The organism is Bythopirellula sp. (assembly GCF_041737835.1).
In the GTDB taxonomy this organism is placed as follows: domain Bacteria; phylum Planctomycetota; class Planctomycetia; order Pirellulales; family Lacipirellulaceae; genus Bythopirellula.
Genome location: NZ_JBGSQY010000073.1, coordinates 1 through 13,326 on the forward strand (window position 1 = coordinate 1; position 13,326 = coordinate 13,326).

The window sequence follows — 13,326 nt, forward strand, 5'->3', positions numbered from 1 at the left end:
CGCTGTTGGTGTTGGCCAATGGAGCACCGTGACCAACGGCAGCAGTGTTGCCAGCCTGAAACTCTTGCGGCAATGACTTCGGTTTGTCTTCTACTGTTGCCATGACTTATCAAGATTGCTGATTTGTTATTGAGACTGACAGTGCCTGACACCACGTACTGACACCCGATGCCCTTTATTTCCCGGTGATTTCCTCAAAGAGCAACGGATACTAGATTCGTTGAGCTTGCCAAAACACGAGATTTCATGGTTCGCGTTTGTCCGATGGCGGGTAGGGTTAATTTGCTATCCAAAAGTTCTGTTGTCATCACCAATTCAGACCGTTTGGAACCTTGGAACCTTTTGAACCTTATTTCGCTAAAGTCCCCTTATAGGGAAATCTCAAAAAGTTTCCGGTTTGGAACTTCCAAAGGTTCCATCCTTCCGTTTTTTTGGTTGGTTGGGTGTTATACGTTAATTGCGATGCCTCTATATGTCACACCATTGCTTATCACTCTGGTGAATCCACGTTCGGCAAGCCGCTTACCAAACTTGTGTTGGGTCTCTGGAGTCTCGCCATTGTGTTCTGCCCAGCGTTTGTAGCGTCGGTAAATATCACTGGCACGGACTTTCAGGTCTGGCCCTTGTTCGCAACACTCTTCTAGGAACACTGCCAGTATGTCTTGCTCGCTCCGATAAGCCTGAGTCGCATTGAGAACGGTTTCAGGGGGTGCTAGGCCCATACGCTGCCATTCCAGGCAACCACGGACTGACCAACTAAGAATGCCCGTCAGTTCGTTGCGTAGCTTGTCAGCGAGATGTTTGTCTTTGGAGTCGCCTTCAAACTTCACTGCGAACGGAATCAGCAAGGGCCGTCGCCAGATTGCATCGTCAGTGCCACGGATTTCCGGCTTATGATTCGTCGATAGCCACACCTTATGAGTTGGCGTGAATTGAAAATGGTTTTCGTACAGCCTGCGAGTGCGAATATCATCACTGCCGGTCAATCCCTTAATGAGAGCTTCATTCAACCGGCCACCTGACTCAGTTTCGGATGCCGCGCAGAATCGCTTGGAATAGAGATCGGCGGTTAGTGTCGGATGCTCGTTTTTGCCAACCATCAACAGTTCTGACCGGGCTTGCATGGCAAAATCTTTGCCGAACATCGCCAACAAGGTTGAGATCAAAACGGACTTACCATTGCTGCCCAAACCGTACAAAATGGGCAAGATTTGTTCGCAGGTGCTGCCCGTTAAACAATAGCCAACCAGACGTTGCATAAAGCCAACTAGCAAAATGTCGCCTGCGAAGACTTCACTCAAGAATTGCTCCCACCTTGGGCAAGTAGCTTCACGATCAAACGACAAAGGCACAATCTGAGTGAGATAATCTTCCCGGTTGTGTTGCTGAAGTTCTCCCGTTGCTAGATCAATCGTGCCATTTTCGACGTTTAGCAGCATCGGCTTCGTGTCCAGTTCCGATGGGTCAATCACAATTTCGGGGTGAAACGTCGCCAGCTTGAGCATGGCATCAATAGCACGGCTGGACTCGGAACCGCGGGCATGGTCGACAAGCTCTTGTCGTGCCAACGTGTCCGATAGTTCGGCAGCTTCCGCGTACATGGCAGCGATTGCTTGCACGGCCAATTGATAGGCACGGGCAGGATCACTGGCCCATTGCTTGCCGTTCCAACACAACCACCGTCGCCACGGATGGCAGTAACGCAAGTCTTTGCCATAGAGGCGCACGAGTCGGCGACTGTTGCCGAGGTCCGTCAGATTTTCGCGGGCATCATTGCCACATTGTTGGTTGTTTGTTATCATTGGTTTCTCGTAACTTTCTTAACCCGTGTGCCCTGGCAGGCAACACGGGTTTTTTAATTTGCCGTTGTGGGGGACCGCTTAACCCCCAAACAACGACCAGCAACGTCATCCCTGGCCACGGCGACTGTCCGTTGCTGTTGCTCAAAAAAATTCTATGACTTCGGTCGGTTTTGGTTTCTTCCGTCGTTGTGGTTTGGTTGGTTCAAGTGGTTTGGCTTGCCGTGCTTGCTCAAACTCGGCGATCGCGCTGGCAGGTATTCGCCAGCGGGGCCGTGTGAGACTGTCAGCCACGTCGAAGCCTCGCAGCGTGCCGTTTCGCAACCACGTTCGCACCCGTTGTGGTTTGACACCAAAGTGCTTTGCCACTTCGCAGGGTGAAAATGTTCGTTCAAGATCGTTCATGCCGTTGCAGCCTCTATCGCTTCTTCTGCCAATGGGGCTGGGTCTAGGGGTTCATTTAGTCGAACCCACCGGCAAGCCTTGGAAACTAGGTCGATATCGACACCCGCGCGCCGCAGGCATCCGGCAAGGGCTGCTGCGAACAAGTCGGTGAAAGAAAAAAGTTGGCCATTGCCACGGCCAGTGCCACTACCCGGACGGATGGACGGTCCTGTAATTGCCCGGACTTTCCATAAATGGATCGTTTGCTTAGTTGTTTGAGCCACGGTTGCGACTTGGTCAATGTTAAATTCCCGTTTGTCGCCAACAATGCCGGCAAGGCTATTCCAAACGTGTCGCAGGTCGATCATCGTCAGCGGGGCAACGCGGCCAGCGGGTCCGCCAAGCAATAACTCTGACGTACTGCTGACACGAAAAACATCGTTGCCGACGATGCAAAGAATATGATCGTCCTCGAACGCTTGGGCGAGATGCGAAGGCATGTTTTGTTGCATAATGAGCCACTCCTTTTTGGTGATGATCAATTCTTAAATCGATCATCGCAACAAGTGAATAGCGGATTTTTTGCGGATACTACCGACAAGCGGTTTTTGCAAGTATGGTAACAATAACCCATTTCGCTTGTGGTTCAGCAGATACAATTCGATTTTTGAACGGCTAATCTGAAAATACTACTTGACAAAATTCTGGAAAATAAATTTCAGGCCAACAAAAAAACCCGCCTGACAATCGCCAGACGGGTTCTGAAATTTTTCCGAAAATGGATTTGTTATTTTCCGAACACCCATTCACGTACGTGCAGGCAAACTCGTTTGACCCTCTCAGGGTTGATTCGTTCGCGGTAAACACCGCCCATTGAGGGGTCAACGTGTCCCATCAATAAACGAGTTATTACGGCGTCGCCAGCTTCGTCGGCAATGGTCTGGGTCGTATGTCGCAGTGCATAAAACGACACGCCGGGCCGCTTTAGCTCAAGTTCGACCAACAGCTTGTTAAATTCCCCACCGATGGGGTCACTTGGGCTGCCGTTGACCGACACCTTAGACCACCGGCCACCAAACTTAGTTGTGAAGAGCAAATTGACATCCTCTGGCCGTTTCGGTGCGGGGCGGACTTGTAGCCAGTCTTCAACCGCGGCGCGTGTCTCAGGCCAAAGGTAGGCTTGTCGTTCGATGCCAGTTTTGGGTCTTGGGAAGCAAACCAGATCGTTTTTAACAGACGACAGGGTGAGCCGAGATAGATCGGCAGCCCCAAACCCGCAATTGACCGCCAGCAAGATCATGGCTTTCAGGGGCTGGCTGGCCGCATTCAAGATCGTGCGAAGCTCGTGAGCCTCAAACATCCGTAGGCCATGCTCCAGCCGCTTGTTGTTCCGTTCGATGCGCAACTTGTCTTTGCTAGGCCGGTCAAACGACTTGCCGAACCGCACGGGCCGGTCGATAAGTTCCGTGTCGTACAGCCAACGAAATAAAACCCGCAGCCGGGTGATTTCATTGGCCAACGAGACTAGGTTTCGTCGTCTGGCTAATGTCGCTCGCAGGCTTTGGAAATCGGCAGCCGTCAGACTGTCAGCCCGTCGGTACTTGCCAAAGTGGTCTAGCAGCCTGCCACAAGAATTCCGATAGTCGGCCACGGTGCGGGCTGATAACTCGCCACTTTCGACCATTTGCGTCTTGTAGGTCAGAAACCGATTGACGGCATCCCGTAGGGTCAGAATGCCGTCCGAACCCAGGGCGTCAGGGGGTGTCAGTCCCTTGTGAAGATATTCCGCTTGGGCCTCATATATGGCTAATGCGGCGGTTCCTTCGGGGTCAGACACGGTACTGCCGAAATAGCAGTGTCTGCCAAGGATTTTCTTGCACCAGCGGCCAGACTTGTGCCTGAAAAGTGGAAACTGCGGGGCCTTAACTGCGCAGGGATTTTTGCTATGATGAGCCATTGCGGCACCTTCGCTTTCGTTAAACAGAATGTAGGTGTTGCCGACACCAATCGGGCGCAATCCGGTTGGTGTCACTAGGTAGCTCAAAAGCTATCAGGTGTCAGACGGGTGTCAAATAGGGTTAAATAACCACTTGACCCCAAAGGCATAAGTTGTTGAAATCAAAACACTTGCAGCCCTAGCTCAATTGGATAGAGCATCGGACTACGAATCCGAAGGTTACAGGTTCGACTCCTGTGGGCTGTACTTTCTTTTCCGGTATTTGCGTGCTGTCCGTTCAGTTGTCGAGCTTGGGTGTACTGCAGATTGGACTGCACTCTGAGATGGGAATATCTTTTCAGAATGCTCTTTTGCAACAGATCTTCGGAGATTTGCTGTTCTTTATTTTGAAAGACAACCACAGAGTGTTCGCGGACCCGATTTTAACCAAGCAAGTTGGGGATCGCATTCACAGTATCCTGTAATTCGCGCGAGGTGGTGTGCGAGTAGCGGACCGTCAGTCGTAAATCCGTATGTCGAGCTAACGTTTTGACAACTAGTGGACTCGCACCAGTTTTCCAGGCGAGCGTAATGAAGGTATGTCGCAGTGCATGCCAATCACGGAATGACCCATCAGGCGATTGATATTCGAGTCCAGTTGTCGCCAAGTCTGCCTTGATCATTTTGTGAGTTTTGCGAGTCTTGAGTCGAGGGAAAAGATTGGCACCGGGTTCAATTTTAGCAAGAGCTTGTTGCACCTCAGCAATTAGGTGGTCAGCCAGTGGAATCGTGTCGCGACGCCGACGTTTGGAACAGGCGGCTTCCACGACGAGGTATGCCTGACCCCCCCCGAAATGAAACGAGCCGGCCTTCAGGCTCGCCAATTCGCTCTTGCGCAAACCCGTGTAAGCAGAAAGCCGATAGGCGAGTGCCCTCGTTGGCCCATCAAGACCCTCAATCACGCGGTGGCTATTCTGCGCGGCGTTGTAAAGCTGGATAAATTCAATATCGGTGAAGGCAGTGCGCTGATGTCGAATGTCGACTTCTTCGCTTTCAAAGCGTGTTGATTTTAATGGGTTATTAGTAATGAAGTTGTTACGGATTAACCAGTTTATAAAAGTTTTCAGTGCCTTAAGATAAGTGTTCCGAGTCCTTGGGGAAACGAGAGGCATTTCTTCCGGTCGCGAATTCACCGACTTGATTTGACAGCGGAGTTTAGCAAGAGCCATTTGGACCCGCATGTCGGTAAATTCCTCCACACGACCTACCGCTGCGAGCTGGCAAATCCGTGAGATTTTCATCTTATTGCCGTTTGCTTCTTTAGATGTCAGCTTCTGTGCCAGCTGATAATCGTGAAACGACATGATTTGCTGACTGAGCGTCTGCTTGACAAGTTGCTTCGGCCGGCAACCCGTCCTTTGAAGTTCCTCGATGTACTCACGCAGTTTGATCTGAGCACCAATTGTATCCTCATAGAGGCAGCCCGTTGACACCTTAATGGTTTTCCCATTTTCGCGATTCGTGATGTACGCCATGGAACCACGTCGGATGATAGAAGCCATATTTGTCACTTGTGGGTGGTAATGTCAACCAATTCCCAGTGGATCAGGCGATGGTGGGCGTCTACAAGATTCCCCCTCCTCTACTGATGGCGGCGGCTACGACGGTAGGCACCGATGCTGCCAGCGGCAAAATAGTCGTCCATGTCTTTCGCGCGCCAGTAGGGTGTGCTGTCAGGTCCACCAGGCCGAACAGGCGTGGGCAACCACTTCCGGCGCACCCACCTTTGGATCGTGCGTTCGCTTTTGCCGAACAACTTGGCCAGGTCGGCCACCGTCATCAATTTCATTGGATTTGGTGTTTCGATCATTCTTATTATTCCTGTTCGCGATTGACTGATACTCTGTTGCTAATCTTTTGCCGATTTCTTCCTGGCGCGTTTTATTTTCCACTGCAACTTCTCTGCTTCTTCCTCCCCAATACGCAAATCATATTGACGTCGTAGACAAGCCAGCAAGATCGCGCTGTAATCGATACCTAGTCGCTTGGCGACACCTTCAAGTTTCGCGTCGATAGCTTTATCGACCGAGACTCGAACTAGGTGCCGCTCGTCTTCATGTTGAGCTAAACCTACATCTATGAGCAATTTTTCTATGACGTCGAGATGTGCCTCCACTGCTTTTTTGATCTGCTCGCGATTAGTCTGATCTTCGCTCTCCGCTTTGTCGCGTAAGTAAAAATACAGACCACGCGGATAATTGACACTTCGAATGGCTCGCTGTTCATTCATCTTTTTTCTCTTTGTAAAATGTTTGGAATTTCTGGCGAACATCCCTTGCGAACGGCCGCAACCTGCTTTAATCTACGCCGTGGGGCTATTTGTTATGGTACACCTTACCAAAACAGCAATTGCCTCGCAAGGCCTCGATTTGTCGACTTTTTCTGCCCTCAAAGAGTTCGGGCAAAGACGGCTTTTGGAAAGCTGAGACTTTCCGGCGAAGCGACGACAGTGAGTCGCCGTGGGTTCCGGACCGGAGATAGTTGCCAACTTTGTTGATGAGACATGGTGTGGTTGGCAACTTGGTAAGCAAACATTGGGAAGCGCTGAGGACACCAAGTCGGTGAGAATCTTAAATTTAGGCGCGAGTGTGACGCGCCGCCTCCTTGATAAAAGTGCACACGAACTTCAATACCGCAGCTCGCCCAATGTTTGATTTTTGAATTTTGGACAAATGTCGCGGATGTCCCGCTCTGGGACATCGCGGACAGATGTCCCCACCTTGATATTGGAGAGATTTATTATGAAAGAAGAACTTTTTACCCGTTCGGATGTTGCGACAGAGCATCGCTTGATCCCGCTCAGTGACATTGTACTCGATGTCCAAGAAAACGCATTCCGCGACGACGACGATTACAAGCTCGACGGTCCGGCGATTACGGCTTTGGCCGAGGAGCTGTTCCTCGCCGGAATGCAGGTGCCGATTCTCGTTGAGCTGATCGACGGCAAGTACACGGTGTGGGATGGCCATTCTCGTGTCTTCGCCAGCCAGAAGTTGGTTCAGGAGGGTAAATGGCAGGCGGATCATTTGATTCCGGCCCAGGTCGCGGTGGGTGAAACGACAGACCAGGAACGCTTGCTCCGCCTGGGATCTGCCAACCTCGCTCGTCGTCCCTGGGGCGACGGCGGCATGATTCGGTACTCAGACGCGCTCTTGAAGGCGAAAGTCCCTGTGGACGAAATCGCTCGTGTTATGCAAAAAAGCGTGAAGCAGGTTCGCCGTTATCTCCTGGTGGGAGGCTCTGTCTGGGCACAACAGCATGTCGCGAATCACAACGTCGACGTCACCAAAATGTCAGGGCTTCTGCAACTGGCCGATAAAAACCAACGTCGAGAAGATTTCCAAAAACAGTTCGACACCTGGCTGGCAGCGACCAAGCTGGCCATTGCCGCTGAAAATAGAAAGCGGGATCGCAGCGATCAGATGTTGCTCACTGGTGATCAGCTCTATCCCCAAAAGTACCTGAAGGCCGAAACCATTGCCACCTGGAAGACTGGCATCACGACCGGTGTCTGGGAGGGTCCGAGTTTCAAGTTCAAGGCGATCCTTGATGCGGACCCGGCGACGAAAAAGCGGACGATTGAAATTGATCGGCTGAGTGCCGACGTGGATCAATTGACGCTTGAAGAAACCGTGAAAGTCTTCCGGCGTTGTCGCGAGTTGGCCGATGCACTCGAACCGGTCTTGCTGGAGAAAAAACTGCAGCAGAAGCTGGTCCCCAGTTCGACAACGGCCTCTCCTGCGAGTTCCGCTGCAATGGTCCGGTTGACGGAACTGGGACTCGAAGGTTTGGTCGAAGTTGAAGCTATCGAGGATGGAGAAGACGACGACGATTTTGACACGATCGAAACACAGGAAGGGGACGATTTAGCTTCGACCGTTCAGCTCCCGGGTTTGCCCTCGATCAAAGCTCCTCTTGATGGGGGTGAAGGTTGATCGGAACCGTTTCTCACGACGCGTTGCAGCTCGGTGATGGGCTGCAACGCACCTTGAGGCCCGTCGTGTTCGATGTCGAAACGACGGGCCTTGAAGTGCGCACAGCGCGAATTCTCTCGCTCGGTTTCCGTCTGCATGTTGATGGGAATTGGCAGAATTTTATCATCTTCACCGAGCGATGCTCGCATCGCTCGATCCGGCCGGTCACCACCCCCTGGGACGCAATCCATCAGGCCCTGCAGCCTCTTCGCCGGCCGAGCATGATCCTCGTCGGTCACAACATCACATTTGATTTATTGATGTTGCAGCGCGAGTGGGTCGTCTATCGGGGTGAAACTCGCGACACCCTGGCCATGCTGCGACTCGATGACCAGGACCGAACTTTTTCCGCAGAGACTGTGGGACGCCGATATCTTAGGGCACCGCAGGGGCTGGAATGGTCGAGCTACAAACTCAAAACGGTCGCCTATCATCTCCTTGGCATTGCACCAAAATTTACACCGAGTCCTAATATGGACTTGGTGCCCTACGCCGAACACGCGATTTATCTCGCCCATGATCTTTATACCACGCACAAAATCCACGATTATCTCTGGCAAGGACTCTCTGCTTCTCTACGTCGTCACTATGTCAAGGTGCAGTCGCCACTGACGAGCCTCCTTTGTGACTTGCGCTGGGTGGGTACTGCCGGGGACCGTGAGTTCATTCGTACCGAATGTGATCGACTCGATGAGCTGATGTCCGCCATCAGCGAGCGACACCAAGTTAACCACGGCTTCGGTCTTTTAGATAAGAAAGACGAAGATATTCGTAAGCTCTTGTTCTACACCTATAAGTTGCCTCATCGACGACATTCACGGAAGAAGTCCTCGATCAGCTCCGAAGCCATTGCTAACTTACTGAATCGCACGGCCAATCCCGTGATTCAGGCGTCCTTGTTGCTGATTGCCGCTTTTCGCGAAGCCCACAGCCTGCGACTGCGACTCGGTGGCTATCTCAAAAACCTGCACGCGGATAATCGCTTCCATAGTCAGTTCGACAATCGGCAAGCCTCAGGCCGCATCAGCAGTTCGGCACCGAATCTCCAACAGATCGCCAAACGTAAAACCATCTTCAAAGGCGACTCGCTGGAAGCCGTTTTTTCATCCCGAAACCTCGTAATACCATCGCTCGGTTGCGTCTTGATTGCGGCGGATGTGGCGCAAGCCGATGTCCGTGTTCTTGGCCATGAGATTGATCGCACTACAGAAACTACCCAGCAGCATTTTCGACGGCTCCAATCGGAACGATTTCAGCGACTCCCACGAGCTGCCCGGTTATGGAAAGCCAAGGACAACTTTCTCAACATGAACTGGTGCGGCACGGCCGCACCGCCATTGGTTGAATTCGATCCGAATGCCCTCAGTCCGCTGGTGCAGAACTTTTTGAATACAGAGGGCGACTTTTACTCCGTTGTGGCAAGCCAGGTCACAGGGCGGACCATTACAAAATCCGATCCCGAACGGAGCGTTTGGAAAACCATCCTGCTTGCTCAAATCAATAGCGAAACCCCCACGGGCCTCGCGGTGCGATTGAAATGCACCAAAGACGAGGCCAGGAGTCTCGTTGATAAATTCTTCGCTGCTTATCCCGACATCGCCAGTTGGGTCGCACTTCAGCAGCAGCAAATTGCTCTTACTGGGGAGACGTACACCTGGGGCGGTCGACGCCGACGCAACACTCCCCATTACTGGATGGTTTCCCAAAAACGTATACGACTACTGCTGACTTATAAGAACGGCCCCCGACGCTGGCGATATTGGTTCGATGTCACACCCATTCGTCCCACCCAGCGATATCTAACTTGCTTCATTTATCGCGTATGGAACATCTCCGACGAAAATGGTGACAAACCGGCGAAGCTGATCTATGACCAAAACCGGGGGCGACTCGGGACCAAGCCTTATCGGCATCTCGACGAGACCGAACGCTTCCTGCTCCCCTATCGCAATATACCTTGGAGCAACATTCGCCGTGTCCAGCGGCTTGATCGTCAGCACCAACCAATCGAGATGGCCCGGTATGAAGGTTTCGATACCACTTGCCGGTCGCTGGTGAACAGCATCATGCAGGGCGGCACGGTCGACATGGTGACGCAAATGATGCTCCGTTGCCGATCGATCTGCTTACAATTTGAAGCGCGGCTTCTGATCAACATTCACGACGAGTTGGTGTACGAAGTGCCTCAGGCGCATCTTTTAGGGTTTATCACTGCCATGCAACAGTCGCTCGCGGTGCCCCTTGGGCCGGAGTGGCGGATCCCCCTCGTCATGGAATTCAAAATGGGGCCGAGTTTCGGGCAACTCCAAGAAATCCCTTAGCGTGCAAGGTCATTCAGCAAATCACAGCCAGTCGTATCAAAAGCTGGTGCTGAAGAACGAAGTTGTTGCCTGACACGTTTTAGTCAGAAGACATCCGCGCCTATGAATAAAGGCCCATTTTTGAGGTCTAACGAGGCAGAATTCGACTATCTTCTCATCTAGCCGAGTCGATTCATAAGTCTGGTGCTGCTCATTTAGGTCGCTACCCAACGTAGCTAAAACCTCATGACTTTTTTCATAAGGTTTACTCGAATGACTACTCAACCACGTGTCGCCATCTACGCCCGTGTCAGCACCATCGAGCAAACTGCCGATGCCCAGCTTTTTGATATGCGCGCGCATGTTCGCAACCGAGGCTGGAACGACGTTCAAGAATTTGTCGATATCGGCGAATCTGGTGCCAAAGATTCGCGACCCGCTTGGAATCAATTATGGGATTCAATCCGCAAGCGACGGATTAATGTCTTAGTGGTTCATGCTCTCGACCGTTTGGGTCGTTCGCTACCTCACCTTGTGAAGATCATTTCAACCCTCAATGAAAACAGTATCACTCTCGTGTCTTACCGAGAGAATATCGATCTCTCGACCGCCCAAGGTCGGATGCTCGCTGGACTGTTCAGTGTCTTGGCCAACTATGAACTCGAAATGATCCGAGAGCGTACGCGCGCCGGCATGAGGGCCGCCAAGGCTCGCGGCAGTCAGATCGGCCCACGTAAGAAACATTTTGATGTCAAGCGAGCGGAAGAGTTACGTGATTCAGGTATGGGTGTCATTAAAATCGCCAAGGCTCTGGGTGGCATCGGCGTTCAAAGAGTTCAATTGTGGGCGAAACACGAATACCTGCCACCAGAAACACGGAAGCAACTGCTTGAGGCTGTCGCCACGATAGACGAAGAGTCTTAGCCATCGCTTCTTGATGAACTGTAAAATCTCGCCGTGCTAGAAAAAGTTGTGTCTCAGTGATCCCCTTTCTTTGGAGTATTGACCATGACTTCTTCTCATTCTTCCCACACCAAAGCTGCCTGGGCAAAAGCCCGTGAATACGCCACCGAGCATGGGATCGGGGTTAAAGAGGCCCGCTCAATTCTGGCCCGTGAAGGACAAGAAAACGAGTCCGAAGATGCACTTCCCGAATCCGAGGTGAAGCCATCGAAACCTCCCAAATCGAAATCTCTCGATCTGGCTGCAGTCGAGCAAGAGTTGCTCAAAAAGTATCCCCACATCATTCCCGGTACCCTGCGAATCAACACGGACGGTCCACACCAAGGACGACGCACAGTTGAGATTGCTTGCCAAGCGGAAGGCTGTCCGAACCGCAGGACAATACATACCAGTGACGCCTTCCAGGTGAAGTTTTGCCTTGATTGTACTGTTAAGGCTCGCAAATCGAAACGGCCAAAAACCCCCAAGAGAGGAATTAAGGATTAGTTTAATATGCCTAATTTGCCAATATTGTCGGAACCGTTCTTTGGCTATGAAGATGTATCGTCAACTGCCAAGCTATTAGGGATATCGTACCCTGTTTATATGGACTCGCGGATCTTCGATTTGTTTGAAAAAGAGGTCGAGCGCACGGAACTTGAAGAACCTTCCATGGACGACCCCTTGGCGACGCAATTGCTGTATAGATTGCGTTTTCTGCTTAATCGGTTCGCATCCATGGTCCGTTTTCGCTTTTCAGTAGGACCAGGCCCCCGAGAACCAGACGCGCCTAATATTCCTGTCCTGGCAACGATCCATCAAGACGATGCCGGAAATTGTTATGTCATGGTATCGCTCGACATCTTGGGCGATACGCTCATCGGTTGAATCCCAAGTCCATCACGCATGAGAAACTGAATTGTTTGCCAGAGTCAATTGATGAGATATTGAGATACTCCCCCACTTCCCGGCCATAGTTACCCCCTATAGGTAGATAGGTATGCCCGAACCAATTGCGAATGAGAATCCTCTGACTCTTGCTGATTGTGTCTACTTGGTAACTGAGTTTCATCATCAAATCAAAGCGCCCGTCTCCGCTGGAACTCCCCAACTGCTTTCGAGTGATCCAGCCCGGGCGTTAATATTTAGCCAGCGACTGGCCGACCTGTCCCGAGAAATGGCCGACGCAGCGAGTAATAGTCAGGACCAACTTCTCGGTCGAGCCGCCATGGCTGTCGAAGAACTTAGTGAATGGTTAGAGGCTCATGCTGAGGGTGACCTTGTCGCTGCCGCTGATGCCCTCGCAGACCGGTTCTATATTTTGATAGGTGATGCCGTGGCGACTGGGCTGCCGCTCGACCTACTATTCATCGAGGTTCATCGATCGAACTTGTCAAAACTTTCGCATGTAAAAACTGGTCATGGCAAAGGTGCCAAAGGGCCTGGCTATGTTCATCCCGATATCACCAAAGTGTTAAGAGACCATGCCAGAACCAACTCCCTATAACTGGAACGACTTTACGTTTCGGCAGTATCTCGTTGGCTTGGAGGGTGAACTCCGCGAGTTGTGCCTGTCGTGGATGCAGAAGTGTCGTTTCTCCAAACGATTACCGCTTGAATTCCACTTCTTTCAGGATCGCCTGGCTGTGTTGGGAATTGACCGGCTGGGACTTGATTCGGACACGACCAGGATGCTGTTGGAAGCGATTTCCGAAAAGGGGGCGAGTATTCCCGGCACGTCCCTAGTTCTTCGTGTTCTCCGGCCGTGGTGGACTGTCTTTGGAACGGCCAGTGGTGGCGAACCGATGTTGCCGAATCACTGGTTAGCTGGTGTCGAAGTTGGGGACGACGAGCAGAGACTATGGATTGGTAAGCGGGTTATCGAGTGGCCGCTCTGTCCGGCTCCCCCTGATGATGCTGAGCAAATACAA

General features: G+C 51.8%; 14 protein-coding genes and 1 tRNA gene. 8 read left to right on the plus strand and 7 right to left on the minus strand.

Annotated features, from left to right (window positions below; translation table 11 throughout):
• Positions 1 to 446: 446 nt before the first annotated feature.
• From AC6T8Q_RS21390 to AC6T8Q_RS21405, 4 genes are all read right to left on the minus strand, one after another.
• Complete coding sequence (locus AC6T8Q_RS21390; RefSeq protein WP_500681020.1) at positions 447 to 1,802, minus strand: DNA primase family protein; 1,356 nt, start codon at positions 1,800 to 1,802, stop codon at positions 447 to 449.
• A gap of 141 nt (positions 1,803 to 1,943) precedes the next feature.
• Positions 1,944 to 2,204 carry a helix-turn-helix domain-containing protein gene (locus AC6T8Q_RS21395; protein WP_500681021.1) on the minus strand — a complete coding sequence of 87 codons (261 nt, stop codon included), beginning with the start codon at positions 2,202 to 2,204 and terminating at the stop codon, positions 1,944 to 1,946.
• Positions 2,201 to 2,695: a hypothetical protein gene (locus AC6T8Q_RS21400; protein ID WP_500681022.1), complete on the minus strand. Its 495-nt coding sequence runs from the start codon at positions 2,693 to 2,695 to the stop codon at positions 2,201 to 2,203. The genes AC6T8Q_RS21395 and AC6T8Q_RS21400 overlap by 4 nt, the downstream gene beginning before the upstream one ends.
• Positions 2,696 to 2,970: 275 nt before the next feature.
• Positions 2,971 to 4,020 (minus strand): tyrosine-type recombinase/integrase, encoded by a 1,050-nt coding sequence (locus tag AC6T8Q_RS21405; RefSeq protein ID WP_500681023.1) that lies wholly within the window; start codon positions 4,018 to 4,020, stop codon positions 2,971 to 2,973.
• A gap of 292 nt (positions 4,021 to 4,312) precedes the next feature.
• Here AC6T8Q_RS21405 and AC6T8Q_RS21410 point away from each other — a divergent pair.
• Positions 4,313 to 4,386 (plus strand) — tRNA-Arg (locus AC6T8Q_RS21410).
• Positions 4,387 to 4,562: 176 nt separating this feature from the next.
• Here AC6T8Q_RS21410 and AC6T8Q_RS21415 read toward each other — a convergent pair.
• The 3 genes from AC6T8Q_RS21415 to AC6T8Q_RS21425 form a co-directional block, all read right to left on the minus strand.
• Positions 4,563 to 5,681, minus strand: coding sequence for a tyrosine-type recombinase/integrase (locus AC6T8Q_RS21415; RefSeq protein WP_500681033.1), 1,119 nt, complete (start codon positions 5,679 to 5,681; stop codon positions 4,563 to 4,565).
• 80 nt (positions 5,682 to 5,761) lie between these two features.
• Complete coding sequence (locus AC6T8Q_RS21420) at positions 5,762 to 5,989, minus strand: helix-turn-helix transcriptional regulator (protein WP_500681024.1); 228 nt, start codon at positions 5,987 to 5,989, stop codon at positions 5,762 to 5,764.
• 39 nt (positions 5,990 to 6,028) lie between these two features.
• Complete coding sequence (locus AC6T8Q_RS21425) at positions 6,029 to 6,409, minus strand: hypothetical protein (protein WP_500681025.1); 381 nt, start codon at positions 6,407 to 6,409, stop codon at positions 6,029 to 6,031.
• 511 nt (positions 6,410 to 6,920) lie between these two features.
• Here AC6T8Q_RS21425 and AC6T8Q_RS21430 point away from each other — a divergent pair.
• The 7 genes from AC6T8Q_RS21430 to AC6T8Q_RS21460 form a co-directional block, all read left to right on the plus strand.
• Entirely contained in the window at positions 6,921 to 8,114 is a 1,194-nt protein-coding gene (locus AC6T8Q_RS21430; RefSeq protein ID WP_500681026.1) for a hypothetical protein, read from the plus strand.
• A gap of 65 nt (positions 8,115 to 8,179) precedes the next feature.
• The gene (locus AC6T8Q_RS21435; RefSeq protein WP_500681027.1) at positions 8,180 to 10,474 is read left to right on the plus strand and encodes a DNA polymerase; all 2,295 of its coding nucleotides are present in this window, start codon (positions 8,180 to 8,182) and stop codon (positions 10,472 to 10,474) included.
• A gap of 252 nt (positions 10,475 to 10,726) precedes the next feature.
• Positions 10,727 to 11,377, plus strand: a complete 651-nt coding sequence (locus AC6T8Q_RS21440) for a recombinase family protein (RefSeq protein WP_500681028.1) — start codon at positions 10,727 to 10,729, stop codon at positions 11,375 to 11,377.
• Between the two features lie 84 nt (positions 11,378 to 11,461).
• A complete protein-coding gene (locus AC6T8Q_RS21445) occupies positions 11,462 to 11,902 on the plus strand; it encodes a hypothetical protein (RefSeq protein ID WP_500681029.1) in 441 nt (146 codons plus the stop codon).
• A gap of 6 nt (positions 11,903 to 11,908) precedes the next feature.
• Positions 11,909 to 12,283, plus strand: a complete 375-nt coding sequence (locus tag AC6T8Q_RS21450; RefSeq protein ID WP_500681030.1) for a hypothetical protein — start codon at positions 11,909 to 11,911, stop codon at positions 12,281 to 12,283.
• 112 nt (positions 12,284 to 12,395) lie between these two features.
• A complete protein-coding gene (locus tag AC6T8Q_RS21455; RefSeq protein WP_500681031.1) occupies positions 12,396 to 12,902 on the plus strand; it encodes a pyrophosphohydrolase domain-containing protein in 507 nt (168 codons plus the stop codon).
• A partial coding sequence (locus AC6T8Q_RS21460) for a hypothetical protein (RefSeq protein WP_500681032.1) occupies positions 12,880 to 13,326 on the plus strand: 447 nt, incomplete at its 3' end. The genes AC6T8Q_RS21455 and AC6T8Q_RS21460, both read left to right, overlap by 23 nt.

Coding starts and splice junctions, on each gene's coding strand:
- AC6T8Q_RS21390 (WP_500681020.1), bottom strand. CDS start 1,802: ATGATAACAAACAACCAACAATGTGGCAATGATGCCCGCGAAAATCTG.
- AC6T8Q_RS21445 (WP_500681029.1), top strand. CDS start 11,462: ATGACTTCTTCTCATTCTTCCCACACCAAAGCTGCCTGGGCAAAAGCC.
- AC6T8Q_RS21455 (WP_500681031.1), top strand. CDS start 12,396: ATGCCCGAACCAATTGCGAATGAGAATCCTCTGACTCTTGCTGATTGT.
- AC6T8Q_RS21430 (WP_500681026.1), top strand. CDS start 6,921: ATGAAAGAAGAACTTTTTACCCGTTCGGATGTTGCGACAGAGCATCGC.
- AC6T8Q_RS21415 (WP_500681033.1), bottom strand. CDS start 5,681: ATGGCTTCTATCATCCGACGTGGTTCCATGGCGTACATCACGAATCGC.
- AC6T8Q_RS21400 (WP_500681022.1), bottom strand. CDS start 2,695: ATGCAACAAAACATGCCTTCGCATCTCGCCCAAGCGTTCGAGGACGAT.
- AC6T8Q_RS21395 (WP_500681021.1), bottom strand. CDS start 2,204: ATGAACGATCTTGAACGAACATTTTCACCCTGCGAAGTGGCAAAGCAC.
- AC6T8Q_RS21440 (WP_500681028.1), top strand. CDS start 10,727: ATGACTACTCAACCACGTGTCGCCATCTACGCCCGTGTCAGCACCATC.
- AC6T8Q_RS21420 (WP_500681024.1), bottom strand. CDS start 5,989: ATGATCGAAACACCAAATCCAATGAAATTGATGACGGTGGCCGACCTG.
- AC6T8Q_RS21450 (WP_500681030.1), top strand. CDS start 11,909: ATGCCTAATTTGCCAATATTGTCGGAACCGTTCTTTGGCTATGAAGAT.
- AC6T8Q_RS21425 (WP_500681025.1), bottom strand. CDS start 6,409: ATGAATGAACAGCGAGCCATTCGAAGTGTCAATTATCCGCGTGGTCTG.